Source organism: Acinetobacter sp. ANC 5378 (assembly GCF_013004315.1).
Classification (GTDB): domain Bacteria; phylum Pseudomonadota; class Gammaproteobacteria; order Pseudomonadales; family Moraxellaceae; genus Acinetobacter.
This window is the reverse complement of the sequence record NZ_JABERK010000023.1, coordinates 1-15,070: the sequence shown is the minus strand read 5'-3', so window position 1 is coordinate 15,070 and position 15,070 is coordinate 1. Positions and strand designations below refer to the sequence as shown.

Genomic DNA, 15,070 nt, shown 5'->3' with positions numbered 1-15,070 from the left:
ATGATAAAACTCAAATAATTTATGCTGAATGGCGTGGACGCCAGCGAAGTAGATGTCGAGACAATGCTCGAACTGATGCGGTCATCGCGATCCCTAATAAAGTCACTGTCAAAGCACATACCAATAGAATATCCATGGCTGCATTGGCTTCAGCTTTCATCATGACGCCGCCTAAACCAACGCCAGCATTAAATAAAAGCTCACTTGCTGTAGTGGTAATCCAAGTGAACGGTACAGCAAGGTTGATACCCGTTAAAATATAAGGAATGGCTTGAGGCAGACGGATGCGGCGGAATTCACGCCAAGCCGAAAATTGATAAATGCCGGCCAATTCTTTGTATTTAGGATCATCATGCGAGAGCCCTTGATAGGTATTAATCACTAGAGGATAAAAAGAAGCTAATGCGATGATAAATATTTTGGCATTTTCACCATTGCCGAGCCATAACGCAATTAAGGGCGTTAAACCAAGTAAGGGAACTTGGCGAATTGTATTAAATATAGGTGATATCAATGCATTTATGATTTTTGAGTAGGCGAGCAGAGCACCAAGTGCCAATCCTGTAGTACCGCCGAAAACAAAGCCTAAAAGTGCTTTTTTCAAACTTCCCCAGGTATTTATAAGGAGTTCACCAGACTGAAGCAGACTTATAAATGCGTCATAGATATGCTGTAAAGGTACAAAAGCATAAGCATGTCCTGCATTATGAGAAGAACTGTATTGCCATAAGCCTAATAAGAGGATCGGAATAATCCAGCTTTTTAAAGACCGTGGCAGTAAAGTGAATTGTGGACGAGATGTAATCAAAGAGCTCATTTTCATTTTCCTTTACTGTTGCTTATATTGAATAAAGCGCTGTTCAACTTGTCTTAAGCTCTTATCCAATACAAAACCAATTAGGCCGGTGATAAATACACCTACCATGACAATATCAAGTCTCAACATTTGGCGTCCCAGTTCCATCATTTGACCAATGCCTGTACCGGCTGCCAATAATTCAACTGCCACCAGAATCAGCCATGCACGCCCAAGTGCGATACGTAAACTGCTAATCAGAGGTGGCATAACTGAAGGTAAAATGATGTATTTGACCCGGTTTTTTAATTTGAGCTGATACACCTGACTTAATTCCATATATTGCTTAGGCACGCCTTCAACTGCTTCAATCATGGCTAATGCAACCGGGAAAAAACAGGCTTTAATAATGAGTAGAATCTTGAATGTTTCACCAATGCCAAAAATCAGGATAAAAATCGGAATCAGGACAAAAATCGGAATTTGATACAGTACATTGAAGATCAGAGAAAAATAGTCTTTCACATGACGATTTGTTGCGTAAACAATGCCAAATGCAATGGCTGCTGTTGCACCTATGCTGAAACCTGCGAAAAGGCGAAATAAGCTGTCTTTCAGATGCAAATATAGTTCACCTGACTGAATTAGATTGATAAAGCTTAACCACACATTCTCAGGTGGGACTAGAATCTGATCTGGGAATAATTGCAAGCGACAAGCGACATACCAGACAAAAAACAAAATTAAGGGAGAGGCACAGGATATTAACCAATAGACATTGATCTTTTTGAATAAATTAATTCCATGCCAGGAAATCCGGCCAGATGTTAATTCTATATCTGCTGTTTTATTGAATGTTTTCACATCACCACCTTAAGGTTGATTTGCCCAGTAATTCTCAAGATTCAAATTTTTAATTGCTTGCTGGGTAAATTTTGGATCTACAAGTTCTGAGCTTTGAACAGGATTTTGAATTAATTGATGATCAACGGCATGTTTAATTACCCGATCATAATGTGTAGTTAATACCTGTATGTCATAACTTGGATTCCAGTTATATTTCCAGACAGAATTATTGTCTTGTTCACGCTGAATCACTGTAAGTGGCTGACCAAATTTAGTTTGGCTTTGCTGGTATTCACCCTGATGTTCTGAAATCCAGTGGTAGGCGCGCACAGTGGCATCAGCCAAGAGCTGAGTCACATCAGGGTTAGCATTTACATATTGTTTAGAACCCCACAATTCTGCACGCATTTTCCAATCGCGCGGTAAATTGCGTGATGACCAGATAATCTTGCCAATTTTTTTATCTTCAAGAATGTGCGCATCACTCAACGTAAAGAAAGCATCCACACTGTTGGCTGCAACGGCAGATGTTCCTGCTTGAGGATTCAGGTTAACAATCTGAAAATCACTCAGCTTTAGGCCTTTATCTTGAATCAATTGAGCGAAGTTGACTTCCCACGGACGGCCGCGGTGCAATACAATTTTCTTGCCTTTTAAATCTTCAATGTGGGTTGCTTTGGATTGACTAGGGACGACTAAATAGACATTGCTGCCTATACCGCCTGGTACAATAATCTGAGTTTTCGTGCCTATTGCATTTAAAAATACAGAGGGTAAATTGCCGTAAAATGCAAAATCAATTTTGTTATTGAGAAAGTTTTCATTAACTAAGGTAGCCACGGCAGCGGTAGTTACAGGCTCCCATTTTAAATCCACATGACGCTTTTTTAATTCTTCTAAAAAGATTTGATCTTTAGCAATAATTTCAGGCGCGCCAATAAAATCTAAAGATCCTGTTGTGCCATTCGCAACAACAGCAATACGCAGTTCTTTTGAACTCTGATTTTTTCCAGCAGATTGGGGCGTTTCCGCTTCCTGCTTGGAACAACCTGAACTAAGCAAAATAGAGCTAAAGACCAGTACGGAGAAAGCTAAAAATTTTGAAGACATAAAGGTACAACTATATAAAACGTATTTAGGCTTCGGTCATAGCAACAAGCAAGCCAACTTTTTAAGTTAAATAAAAACAAAGGTTTATGTTGAGGAGTAAATTGATTTTTCAATTGAGTGTTGGCAGATCAACACTAAAAATAAAATAAATGCTGATCTGCAAACAGTTGTATTCGTCTTGCTAATTGAATTAAATTAAAAAATATTAAAAAACAATTGCTTAATTAAATTTATAAAATCGGCACAAAATCTGCAGTTGAATGGTTTCTAAATATTAAATCAATGAAATTGAAGCGAGTTTTTATATGTCGGTTGAGTTTTTATGGCGTCTTCCTGTTCATGGTGATGGTCGCAGAGCACATACTTCACATACACGTGGTGAGTGGAATAAGTTACAACCTGATCAAGCCCCTAAACGAGTAGCACCATCTTTTCACGATCAAAGTTTTGCCTATTATGATTATGTTGAACAAGTCGCAAAGGCTGCAGATATCGTCGGCTTCCATGGTGCTCTCATTCCGGCTTTTCCACATACAGAAGAACCTTGGACGCTTGCAGCTGCTTTGGCACGCCAAACACGTAATTTACGCTTATTGATTGCAATTCAGCCATGGTTTATTCATCCAGCCTATGCAAGTCAAATGGCAGCGAGTTTGCAACGCCTAAGCAATGGCCGAGTAGAGTGGAATGTGATTTCTGGAGGTGGTGGTAGCCAGCAAAAAGCATATGGTGATTTTATTGATCATGATAAACGCTATGCGCGTACAGCTGAATTTTTGGATTTCGTAAAAGGCTATACCCATCATGCTCCATTTAATTATGAAGGTGATTTTTTCCGTGTTGAAAATGGCGGCTTACAGTACCCAATGAACCAGTACTCGGTGCCTCGTTTATGGTTAGCCGGAGCAAGTGATGCTGCTTTACATGTTGCTGGAAAACACGCGCAAATTCATCTTACTTGGGCTGAGCCTCTTGAACAGCAAAAACAGGTGATTGAAAATGCTAGATCATTTTTAAATCAGCATTATCCAAATCATCGGGTTAAATTTGGTGTCCGTATTGATGTACTCGCACGCCCAACCTATGAGCAAGCCGTAACAGAATTAAAGCAAATGCATGAATCCGTAGATTTACAGGTTCAAAGTTTTGCTCGTTTAGATACGGAATCAGTTGGTGCTCAACGCCAGAAGAGCCTCAGTGAAGGCAAGAATTTTGATGAGCTATTTCTCAGTCCTAATTTCTGGGGTGGTATGTCAAAAGTCCGTGGCGGACCGAATGGCATTTTAGTTGGAAGCTATGAACAAGTCGCTGAACGGTTACAGGAATACATCGATATTGGTGTCGATCATTTTATTTTAGCCAGCAATCCTCATTTGGAAGAAGCCTATCGCGTTGGTGAAGAAGTTTTACCTTTACTGCATCGCTAGATCTTGCCTAGCAATACCGATGATGTATCGGTATTGCTGTTCCTACAACACTCTACTGTTTGAATAACAACACCCTTCGTCAAAATACTTAATAAAAAAAACAGAGTAATTTAAAAAAAATATAAAAAACAATAATTTAATTAGTTGGCATGGCTTATGCAGTATTACATACAACTTTAAAACATGATTTGCGAAATTATCATGAGCAATATTGGAATTCATCAGTACAAACGCGCTGTACTGTACGATCAAATCAAGGCGGCACATCAGCAGCATGCTATTGTGACAGCAGATTGGTTTAATTCAACAGCTTGGCGGCATATACATCCTACACAGAAAAACAAAGGCGTGCTTATTGCATTAGCCATTGTTACTGGACTACACCTAGGTGTTTGGTACCTGTCAGAACAGTTTAAAACACAGCCGCTGCTGATTAAAAAACCTGAACCAGTAGTGATTGAAATTATTAAACCAAAGGAAGATCCGCCAAAAATCATTAAGCCGAAGATTCCGCCGATCACTAAAAAGGTAGAAATTCCGCCAATTCAGCCTAAACCGGTTCCGGTGTCAAAGCCAGTTGAAAAACCAGCTGTTGTTAAGGTAGCGTCCACTAAACCTGTTCAAAGTAAGCCTATTGAGCAGCCGGTCGTGCAAGAAAAAATTACTGCGCCAGTGAAGCAGGTCGTTCCAGAATCTCCTGCTGAAAAAGCGGCTCCTCCTGTAACACAGAATTTACCTGTAAGTGAAGCTAAAGGCTATGCAGGGTATTTAAGTAACCCTGCACCTGAATACCCAGAAATTGCGTTAGAGCGCGGATGGGAGGGCTCAGTATTGCTGCGTGTAAAAGTTTCAGCTTTTGGACATCCACTATCTGTCGAAGTTAAGCAGGGGAGTGGTAAGAAGGCACTTGATGATGCAGCACTTAGAACAGTAAAACGCTGGAAGTTTTCCCCAGCCATGCGAGGAAGTACTGCGATTGAAGGCTGGGTCGATGTACCTATCAACTTCAAGTTGCCGGCTTAAACCCGAATTATAAATCTGATTCAAAATTTAAGGAATATTACCATGTCAAATATCAATCATTTTATCCATGATACAACTATCTGGACCTTAGTAGCATTTTCTGTTGTGACTTGGGTATTGATCTTAGTTAAAATTGTTCAAACTCAAAAAGCAGCTAAACTTAATAAACAATATGTAGAAAAATTCTGGCAAGCTAAAAATTTGACAGAAGCGGTAGAACAATCCAAACAAGAGATTGGGCCAGCTGCTCAAGTTGCTCAAGTGGGTTTCCAAACCTTAATAGATGCAAATGAAAAAACCCACCATGATTTACAGCAATCATGGAGCCGTCAAGATTTATTAGAGCGCCACTTGCGTAAACAAATTTTGACTGAACGCCGTCAGTTGGAAAAAGGCAATGCCTTACTTGCTTCCATTGGTAATAACGCACCATTCATTGGCTTATTTGGTACCGTATTCGGCATTATCAATGCACTGCAAGCAATCGCAGCTTCTGGAAATGCAAGTATGGATGTCGTAGCTGGACCTATCGGCGAAGCATTGATTGCAACAGGTATAGGTATTGCAGTAGCAGTTCCAGCTGTTTTAGCTTACAACTACTTTGTCCGTCAGATTAAAGGCATTGGTGCTGATTTAGATGATTTTGCAACTGATTTTGTAAGCTTAAATCAAAAGCATGGTTTTCAGATTGCGGCTCAACCTGCCAAAGTTTCTAAAGCTGAGCCTGTTGTTGTAGCAGAAGCTAAAGAAAAAGGAGTATTTGCATAATGGCAATTTCAACTTCTGAAGATGATGATGTAGTGAGTGATATTAATATCACACCTTTAGTCGATGTCATGTTGGTCCTGCTGATTGTATTCATTGTCACAGCACCGCTATTAACTAACACAGTAAAGGTAAATTTGCCGAAAGCAGCGCCCACACAGCCTACCGATCAGAATAAAGCCGTTGTTATTAGTGTTAATCCGAAAGGTGAGATCTTTTTAGATCAAGATAAAGTTGCATTAGAGCAATTTGAAAATGAAATTCAAAGTAGAAAAAATGCCAATGCAAATTTAGCTTTGAAATTTAATGCTGATGAGACGGTGCCTTATGGTACTATTGCTAAGCTATTAGCCAGCATTGAACGTGTAGGTGTTGAAAAATTGTCATTGGTAACATTGCCCAAAGGTTAATTCAACAATTCTCAATAAATAAGCTGAAAAGCCTGTAATAATTTTGTATAATTACCAGTTGAATTTTGGCAATAGTCACCGACATAAAATACATTGAATTACATAATTTGTATTTAAAAAAACCCTATATATAACATATATATGGGGTTTTTTATTTGTGTGGTGTAATTTAAGGTAGAGTAGGGTGCTTTAAGTTTTGGTCACTAATTTTAATATGTAGATCAACAATAATTACCGACATAGATGTTCTCTATCTAAGGGTGGTTTACTATTTGGTATAAAATATTATGATGAGGCTAGGGCTTTGACAGCTACGATTTCTGTTTGGCCTTTTGGCGTAAGACATACAAATATAAGCTTTCTACTTTTTCACGTGCCCATGGTGTGGTACGCAAGAATCGCAATGATGATTTAACACTTGGGTCTATGCAAAAACATCTAATTTCAATTTTACGACTCAAGCCTTCAAAGCCCCCATAGTAATCCAATAATTCATCCAAAATGTCAGCAAGTTTTTTGCCGTGTAAAGGGTCATTGGAGGTGTTCATAATAGATCAATCGTATTTTGGGAGGCCATTATTATAACCTGGGCTAGTTGGAAAACGAGAGGGTTGGAATGTAGGTGATGATGGACTGAATAGCCACCAATTTTTTAGAGACTTTTAGTTAGATAAAACGACGAATTAACGAGGTGTTTAGGAAACTATCATCTCCATAGCGATCAAGACACCGCTCAAGCTAAGCGATCAAGTTAAGCATCTTATTGAAACCTAGGCAGAGGGAATACAACCTTATTAAGCTGATGTCATTATTGGATTTGTCACTCAGTGTAACAATCCAAAAAATTATTTAAATCCAGCATTAAAGGCTGGACTCATTCAGCATATGTTACCTGATAAACTAAAAGGTTCTAAGCAGAAATACAACTTGAAAAAATGACCAGAAAAAGTATAGAAAACTGATCATTAAGATACTTTATGGTAATCAAACCTGGGTCAGTGATCTAATCAGCTTCAAGAAGGTCTTGTTGGTGCAAGACATTATAGACTTATGTGCGGTATTAGGATTCATGTCATCTAACCCATTAAGTTCAAGAGATATTGGGCGGCCAATACATGCTAAATGTAAGCAAAATTTAAATGCAGCAAGCGCATGACCATCTTTGACTGAATAGAGTTGTAGACGAGGAAAATCCTCTTGTGTTGATGGATGTTTATCTGTTGATGCTTTTGCTAGTTTGAAAAGTTGAGGCTGTTGTTTAGCATCTAACTTTGTTTGCAAATCTTGTCCAAATAAGTGCCAAAATTTGGCAGGAAATAAAGCCTTAACCTGGGAGTAAAAATGTTCGAGTTGATCGATATCCTTCCAGCGATAATGGATACCTGTGTGTGATGCGGTCACTCGATTCAAAAATACATTCAGGACGCATGCAATTTGTGTTGGTTTTTTACGAGCTATTTTCTGTAAATGTTCAAAAAAATAAGTCACCGCATGAAGCTCTTCAGCGGTATCAAGCATCGCTGGCTTTAAGTGGGTTGAGCTCTCAATACTAAATAAACGCGGATTCCCTTTTTCTGATTTAATATTTGCTAAATTTAGGGCATTTTCATACCAATAATTGACGAGCTCTTCTGGTAAGCACATACGTTGAGCTGCACTTTTAGGATCGTTAGTAGTCTCCAATATATTGAGCGTTTCATAGAAGCGTTGAAGTGAAATTTTAGAATCTTCTGTACCAACAAAGAAAGCGAAAAAGTCATGGGGTTGATTTGTTTGTACTGACAGTTCGTTAAGAATGTCAGTAGCATTACTCTGGAGCCAGTTTGTTTGATCGTTCAATAATATAGTCGCTAGAACTGCTTGGTTTTTTTCAAAATTAAAGTCTTTTTCATCCTTTGTTATTTTCAAATTTTTAAACGTTGCATTGTAGCCCATGATTTTTTTAGCCAGTTCATTTGGCATATCTGGATGATGTTTCAGTAGTTTTTGACCAGCAATGAGATAACTTAAGTGAATATAACTTTTGAAAGTTTCAACGGGCTCTATATGCCCTAAAAGATGGGCGATAACAAACCAATGGTTTTGTCCATGTTGATTTTGAAGAAGTTCAGCTCGAATTTTTTCATATTCGTTTTCACTATAGTCAGTCAGCTCTTGCACAAGTGGTGCATATTCACAGTTCAGTAAAAGCGATAAATGATTCGCTGCCGTGTGACGAAAAGAGTGAAAGGAGTAATGATGCCCTTTAAAGACCTGATTCAATATCAGTTTTAGGGGCACAGTAACAGTGTGTTTATTCAGTTTTTTATTTTCATTCAAGTTGCTGAATAAATATAAACTTTTCTTATTCTCTAAACGTTTTTCAACAACAAAATCGCTAAAAAATTGGTACTCATCATCTTTAAGCAAAGCGTAGGCAGGCACAATCCGTTCAGCACTATCTGTTTTGAGCAGATGTTGATTCCCTTGTTTTTTTGAACCATAAGGTTGAATCCAGATAGAAAGTTGATCGAAACCCTCGATATCTTTTACACGTAAACCGAGTATTTCATTGATACGCATACCGGTGCGGTATCCTAAAATATAAATGATTTTTAATAATTTATAGTGATTGTCTGAGATGGATTGGTCATGTAAGAGCTGATTTAACTTCTTTAATATTACTTGGAAGGCTGTGTGACCAATAATGCGTGCACGAGGTCTACTTTGTGATGCAATAAATTCGAGTTCGAAATCTTCTGCTTGAAAAACAATTTGTTGAAAGGTGTGAAAGCGTTTCAACATACGAATAGTTTGGTCTTTAGATTTTTTAAACTCAGGTTGATCTGCTTCATCAGCAAGTCGTGTATTGCTAATGATTTGTTGATAGATTTTGTTCAGCAGATCATTAATGTCATCGTCGGTATCGAAGTATTGTAATGCATGAGTTAAAAACGGTTCTGCGATCCGGGTATAGTATGTATAGATTGAACTATCTGCGAGTTTTTGATTGTCTTGAAATGACTTAGTGTACTGAGTTGTATCAAAATTAAAGGTGGTTGATAATTTTTTTATTTGCTCTGAACCTGGTCGATAGAGACTGATGAGCCATAAGATAATGCGCTTAGAAAACTCATTAAACTGCTCTTGGTGACGCAGGCAAAAATCAATAATGAGTTCAGCAATGGGTTGCTCTGTTGATGATGTGCGAATAATTTTCAGCAAGTTTTTATGAATAAATATCACATTTTCTACCGCTTCAGAGGTATTTAGATCAGGTAAGGGCTTGGTTGCAGAAGAGGCATTTCTCTCTATTTCATCAACTAACTGAGTTTTAAATTTTGGGAGAGCAAAGTTTTCAAACTCATGTTCAGATAAACCACAAGTGAGTGTTTTTTCTAACAAGCATTGTGATAATGCTGGGTCAACATCTGAATTTTTCAGTTGTAGCCAGTTGAAATTGGAGTAGTCACGTAGAAATTTAAAAGTCTCGCTTGTGTATGGATGTTTAATTTTTTGAAAAATGAGACGAAGGTAAGCACCCACGTCAAGACTGATGTCACGAATTTGTCTTGTATTGAAATGAATGAGCCAAAGGCGTGTTAGTTGATCTGGAACAAAATTACGCGATTTGCGTATCGTTTTTTCATCAATAAATAAATCACCATAGCTCTGAGAAAGTGGCTCTAAAAAGATGATATTAAAATCGCAAATTTTTTGGATTTTTGCCGGGTTTTTTAAATGTTCGAGCAAAGCATTTGATGAAGCTGTTTGATTTAATCCACCGTATAACATTGAGCAAAGCAGAATATTCCCAATAATTTCATCATCAGAAAAAGCGGAACTATCTTGAGCAAGAATCCAATAATCCCAAAGTTTTTCTATAATGATGTCAATTTCATGACCGGCCTGGATCCAATCTGGGGTGAAAATTGGTTCATCGCGTTTCATCTCAAAGGTGAGGTACGGTAATGGGAAGTCTAGGTTATTGCTCTTATTGAGATATTTGATATATGTTCGGAAGAATTCATGTGCATATTTTTTCCAAGCCAAATTTGGTGCTTTACGTTTAATAAACTCATAAATCGCGGGATAAGCTTGAATTAAGTCTTCAGTTGAGAATTTTTGTTCATCAAAGTATTGTCGGAGCTCTTGTTCTGCATCAGCTCGTAGGGTCTTTTCTAATTCATTACGTTGAAGTTGACGTCTATCTTCAGCATAGCGTTTTTTTTGGATTTTTTTATTGAATGATGACATGTACTTCAATCCCGCTAATTTTAAATTGATCTTTCATTTGCTCTAAAACATCTGCAATTTTAGAAAATTGAGAGAGCGATAAACTGGAAAATGGATGTGCTGCTTCTTGTTGCATGAGCTCATGTCCAAAGAGAGCTAAAATCTCAGGTTCGGTAATTTTATGAGTTAAAAAAGCACGTGCTGTGTGGCGGTGCCAGTTTGCATGATCAAGGCCTAATTCAGGATGAAAATTTTTGACTATAGAAGGGCTTAGTGATATCCACTCGTTATTTTTGATAATGCCAAGTAATGGCAATTGACTTGTTTTGATTTGTTGTAAGGGATCAGCTAAGTGTGAGTGGCTCATTATGATTTGAATCGAAAAATATTCTAAAAAATTAAGGAATTTTTTTATCTCTTCAACTAAAAATGGGCAAAGTGGAATGAGGCGTCCGAATCCATTGCGACCGCCTACTTCTTTGTCAGAAACCATCAAAATTTGGCGTTTTAAATTAAAGTTTTTAAGAAATCCAGGGAATTCAGCAACGGGGCGTGCTGCTGTAAAAAGAAGGAGGATATGCCATAGCCAGATGTTGTAATGATTAAAGATTGAAATTAGGTCATCTTCGGCTTGTGAAAAAATATTAAATTTCAATACAGCAAAAATCTCTGTAATGACCTGTGGTTTTGGAGCTTTACGACTACCAAAATGAGTTATTGAATCAGGGAGCGAAGGTACCCAGCTTTCATATGTGCTTGCTACATCTGCACAAAGTGATTTTAGAATATCAATATATTGTGCATGTAATCGTGGGATATTCTGATGACAATAAGAAACAGATGATGACTGATTGGCATCAATCCCTGTGATTAAATCTGCGAGTTGTTTATTCCCTGTTTTTGCAAGAACCGTATGATGCAGTAGAGAACTCACCTTTACGACAGACAGTTTTGGAATTAATAATTCTTGTCTTAATTTGCGTAAATATTGCTGTATATCATCGAAACTAACCGAATTCATTTTGCGGAGATCCTTAATGAATAGATTAGGGATTGGAATGTCTAAATAGATCGTCTGATTGAGCAAGTTGTCTGAATACTCAAAATCGCGGTTCTCAAATACATTAAATTTACTGCTTAAGAAGAACTGATCATTTTTATGGATCAATTTTTGGCGGTTATTTAAGTTTATAGCTCGCTTGCTTTGTATATATAGCCACTCATTCACACTGTTGCCTGTTAAAAATGAGAGCATCAGGATCAAAGCACTTTTATTTTGATGTTCAGAGTAGTCCATATGAAGTCTTTTCAGTAGATGATTCACGCTAGATGGATTCGGGAAAAAACTACTCGACGTGAGTAAATGTTCTTTGCGTTGAATATGTTTTGCAACAAGCGGTAGAACATAGTTTTGACTCGTTTCTGAATGTGCTGCGAGTGGTGTGACGTGAGTTGGATTGACAACAATTTGCCTATTAATCGGCTCATCAATTAACGTTTCTATATTCAGTGCTTTAGATTTAGCACCTTTTTTGATTTCGATACTTTCTTCAATGAATTGTTCTTCATCAAGAAACTGATGTTGAAGCTGTGTATCAATACTTGTACGTGCAATCTTCGCTTTGTTTTTTAAAACGTAGTTAAAAGTAATGCGAATATCATTGAGTAGATTGCGATCAAACTCAGGCAATTTATCCGTATCTAATGTGATCAGATGTTGAATAAATTGTTCTAAGCTCAGCGTTGGATCTTTAAGATAGACATTCCAGAGGCGTTTATACTCTTCTGTATTATGATATTTTTTTTCAGTATCTAAATTTTTATTTGCAGTCCTAAAGCGCTGGAATAAGCGCTTTACGGTATTGAAGTGTTCTGTGTGTGCTTGTTTAAAAAGCTCTGGTTTAAGGTCAGGAAGAGCAATTAAATAAATTGCCGCTTTTAAAACTAAAATATTCCAATGTTGTGCATGAGTTTGTGACTCAGATAACTGCGAAATTGAATTGATATATGAAGTGATGGGTAGATTGCTAATCTTAACTTTTTTAGAAAAAGGGATTACTGAAGGTTTTGGCAGATTTGACTGAAATTCTACATCGACGTTAAAGTAATCGAGATTGAGACCATCTAGAAAGTTGTCAGCCTGTTGCGAAGACAATAGTTTAATTACAAAGTTGATGTGTTGTGCACGTTCAAATTTCTCATTAGCGAACAATTTTTTAATCGTTTTTTTGAGTGAGATCATCGGTAAATCAACATGCTCGTTTAGATCATTAAACATTATGATCTCCAAATTTTTTCTGTACTTAGACAGCTATCAGAGTGATCAACGAGTTCTTTTACACATCTGCTGTGTAGTGATAATTCATTAAAAATATGTGTGCGCTGTTGGTTGGTATTTTTAATCCGCTGATTGAGTTGATTTCGAGAACATGAAAGTAGTTGTGCAAGCAGTTCTAGACTCATTTGATGATGTGGTTTTAAAGATGATTTTTTGTTAAGCGTTAATAGTGTTTGACGTGAAAGATGCGTGTTAATTAAGTGCAATGTTTTTCGTGGATTTAACGACCGAATATCAAATTTTGTAGCTTTGATGAATTGAATAAATTCACGACTGCATAACTCCATTAGAAATGCTAACTCATCATCTGAAAAAGATTGTTGATGGTGAATAATTAAAGTGATTTCCTTAATATCCTGCTTTAAGTAGCTAATATATAAGTGAATATTATTAAGGATGGTGTAGCCATCAAATTCTGAGGTTTTCCACACATGGAGTTCTTTTATACGATTAGAAATATCTAAATCTGCAGCGAGATTTTTAAACATATTTAAGTAGCATACGTTGAAACCATAAGCACATGGATGAATGATGATTCTGCTTTTTTTGAAATTTTTTACAGTACTTATCCGTGTTGCTGGAAACTTTAAAAGTAGTTCAGATGTCAAATCCATGTGTCTATTGAATAAAAAATAATACAGTAATATTCACGTATATTTGGAGTTTTTGAATATGGCAGGAGGCATCATTTTTTTCTTGTTTTAAATTATTATCTTAAGTTTTTATTATTGAGATTTTAAAATTTCCCCCCTCGCTTGGATACTCACTATTAGTTAGCTATATTTGTGAGTTGGCAAAAAATATCATGTTTCTATTATGATGTTCACATAGCGGATTAGAATGAATAGGGTAGGGAGGATTACAACTGATTATTACAATAACAATGCTCAAATTTTTTTGATAGTACATACCGAGTTGACATGCAGAGTTTGTACGAACCATTTTTTAAGTATTTCCCTACACAAGTAAAGATTTTGGACTTGGGCTGTGGGTCGGGTGGTGACACTTTGGATTTCAAAAGTAGAGGGTATCAAGTTGATGCAATAGATGATTCTCTGATTATTATTGAGAGGCAGTAAAATCTACCTTTATTTCTTGCTAGTCTTTTATCACATAGATTGGCTTATGCTTAAAGGAACCAATTCCCCACTTAAGTACAAGTGGGGAATTGGATGAGGGCTCATTAGACAGATCGTGAAGCAGGTGTTTTATCCGATGGTTAGGCTGGTTCGTCCGCTTTTACGCCTTTTTGATACAGAGTATAGATATAAATCGGAATATCTAAGTCTTCTAAGTGCTTATAGATCAGGGGACGTACATCTTCCCAGTCTAAACTACCAACACCTGTTGCAAGGCGTGGTAACGCCAAACTTTCGATTTTCTCTTCTTGAATCAACTCTTTTAAGTTTTTCAGAGTGCGGTTTACATACTCTGTTGATGCTTTGCCTGGTTTGGAGCCTTGATCATAGGCGGCTTCCTGGGTCATCAGATTGATGATACGTTGACCTTCAGCATTCACCCATGTCCATTGCTCTCCCGCTTTAGGATGATAAATATGACAATAGTTGCGAAAGTCTTTATATAAAGCCGGCCAGTGTTCACGCAGACTGAAGGCTAGACCTGTTGTAAAGTTATCATTCGGTGCAACACCGTGGGCAATTGCACGTGCATCACTTAGTAAAATATCTCCAGATACTTCGTAAATCATAGATTTGACTCCTGTTTTTAATGGTCTTGTTAAACTGATCTTCTATACTTATTCTAGTCAATCATGACTATTTTTCTATTTCATTTATTAACTACTAAGTATTTGCTAATAAAGAAATTTTATAAAAACTTATGTTATAATTTTAAGGGTAAATCAATCCTGTTTCTATAAGAAATTAGTACCAATTTTCAAAGCAAAATTTCGGTTGGTGATACTAGCCAACATAATGGAGTTATGAGCTGTGTCAGTTGATCAGTGATGAGACCTCCATTGGCTGATTAGATCCTATTAGATTAAAGGAATCTAATTAACCCGAATTACGGATAAGAAAACCGCTTGAAAAAAAGATGGTTAGAGCCATTTAGAAAGTTACTACACAAACCAAAGACTCTAACCACCATGTTTGATTTTACAGAAATCTTCTGTGCCATT

At 37.1% G+C, this 15,070-nt stretch carries 13 protein-coding genes and 1 pseudogene; 6 read left to right on the top strand and 8 right to left on the bottom strand.

From position 1 onward, the window contains the following. Nucleotides 1–19: 19 nt before the first annotated feature. From HLH16_RS06395 to HLH16_RS06385, 3 genes are read right to left on the bottom strand one after another with little or no spacing between them, the layout of a single operon-like run. Nucleotides 20–817, bottom strand: a complete 798-nt coding sequence (locus tag HLH16_RS06395; RefSeq protein WP_250850243.1) for an ABC transporter permease — start codon at nucleotides 815–817, stop codon at nucleotides 20–22. A gap of 12 nt (nucleotides 818–829) precedes the next feature. Next, on the bottom strand, nucleotides 830–1,633 hold the full coding sequence (locus HLH16_RS06390) for an ABC transporter permease (protein WP_171528789.1): 804 nt from the start codon (nucleotides 1,631–1,633) through the stop codon (nucleotides 830–832). 36 nt (nucleotides 1,634–1,669) lie between these two features. Continuing rightward, on the bottom strand, nucleotides 1,670–2,752 hold the full coding sequence (locus HLH16_RS06385) for an ABC transporter substrate-binding protein (RefSeq protein WP_171528700.1): 1,083 nt from the start codon (nucleotides 2,750–2,752) through the stop codon (nucleotides 1,670–1,672). 305 nt (nucleotides 2,753–3,057) lie between these two features. On the opposite strand from HLH16_RS06385, the gene HLH16_RS06380 reads away from it, so the two are divergent. From HLH16_RS06380 to HLH16_RS06365, 4 genes are all read left to right on the top strand, one after another. Further along, nucleotides 3,058–4,179, top strand: coding sequence for an LLM class flavin-dependent oxidoreductase (locus HLH16_RS06380; protein WP_171528699.1), 1,122 nt, complete (start codon nucleotides 3,058–3,060; stop codon nucleotides 4,177–4,179). A 201-nt stretch (nucleotides 4,180–4,380) separates the two neighbouring features. Then, nucleotides 4,381–5,202 carry an energy transducer TonB gene (locus HLH16_RS06375; protein ID WP_171528698.1) on the top strand — a complete coding sequence of 274 codons (822 nt, stop codon included), beginning with the start codon at nucleotides 4,381–4,383 and terminating at the stop codon, nucleotides 5,200–5,202. A 42-nt stretch (nucleotides 5,203–5,244) separates the two neighbouring features. After that, nucleotides 5,245–5,970: a MotA/TolQ/ExbB proton channel family protein gene (locus tag HLH16_RS06370; RefSeq protein ID WP_171528697.1), complete on the top strand. Its 726-nt coding sequence runs from the start codon at nucleotides 5,245–5,247 to the stop codon at nucleotides 5,968–5,970. Further along, nucleotides 5,970–6,377, top strand: a complete 408-nt coding sequence (locus HLH16_RS06365) for an ExbD/TolR family protein (RefSeq protein WP_104499313.1) — start codon at nucleotides 5,970–5,972, stop codon at nucleotides 6,375–6,377. The genes HLH16_RS06370 and HLH16_RS06365 overlap by 1 nt, the downstream gene beginning before the upstream one ends. Before the next feature lie 311 nt (nucleotides 6,378–6,688). On the opposite strand, the gene HLH16_RS06360 is transcribed toward HLH16_RS06365, so the two are convergent. Next, a complete protein-coding gene (locus HLH16_RS06360; RefSeq protein ID WP_074947644.1) occupies nucleotides 6,689–6,925 on the bottom strand; it encodes a VF530 family protein in 237 nt (78 codons plus the stop codon). 259 nt (nucleotides 6,926–7,184) lie between these two features. On the opposite strand from HLH16_RS06360, the gene HLH16_RS15915 reads away from it, so the two are divergent. Then, entirely contained in the window at nucleotides 7,185–7,316 is a 132-nt protein-coding gene (locus tag HLH16_RS15915) for a Fic family protein (protein WP_350643836.1), read from the top strand. 64 nt (nucleotides 7,317–7,380) lie between these two features. Here the strand turns inward: HLH16_RS15915 and HLH16_RS06355 are convergent. The 3 genes and pseudogenes from HLH16_RS06355 to HLH16_RS06345 all read right to left on the bottom strand — a co-directional run bounded on the left by HLH16_RS06355 (nucleotide 7,381) and on the right by HLH16_RS06345 (nucleotide 13,544). Continuing rightward, nucleotides 7,381–10,613 (bottom strand): annotated as a pseudogene (locus tag HLH16_RS06355) (site-specific integrase). Further along, nucleotides 10,597–12,870 carry a hypothetical protein gene (locus HLH16_RS06350; RefSeq protein ID WP_171528696.1) on the bottom strand — a complete coding sequence of 758 codons (2,274 nt, stop codon included), beginning with the start codon at nucleotides 12,868–12,870 and terminating at the stop codon, nucleotides 10,597–10,599. Before HLH16_RS06350 ends, HLH16_RS06355 begins: the two are co-directional and overlap by 17 nt. Further along, nucleotides 12,870–13,544 carry a hypothetical protein gene (locus HLH16_RS06345; protein WP_171528695.1) on the bottom strand — a complete coding sequence of 225 codons (675 nt, stop codon included), beginning with the start codon at nucleotides 13,542–13,544 and terminating at the stop codon, nucleotides 12,870–12,872. Before HLH16_RS06345 ends, HLH16_RS06350 begins: the two co-directional genes overlap by 1 nt. A 306-nt stretch (nucleotides 13,545–13,850) precedes the next feature. Here HLH16_RS06345 and HLH16_RS06340 point away from each other — a divergent pair, with 306 nt between their 5' ends. Next, nucleotides 13,851–14,009 carry a class I SAM-dependent methyltransferase gene (locus HLH16_RS06340; protein ID WP_227574695.1) on the top strand — a complete coding sequence of 53 codons (159 nt, stop codon included), beginning with the start codon at nucleotides 13,851–13,853 and terminating at the stop codon, nucleotides 14,007–14,009. Between the two features lie 140 nt (nucleotides 14,010–14,149). Here HLH16_RS06340 and HLH16_RS06335 read toward each other — a convergent pair whose 3' ends face one another. Next, nucleotides 14,150–14,638, bottom strand: coding sequence for a macro domain-containing protein (locus HLH16_RS06335; RefSeq protein WP_171528694.1), 489 nt, complete (start codon nucleotides 14,636–14,638; stop codon nucleotides 14,150–14,152). Between the last annotated feature and the right edge of the window lie 432 nt (nucleotides 14,639–15,070).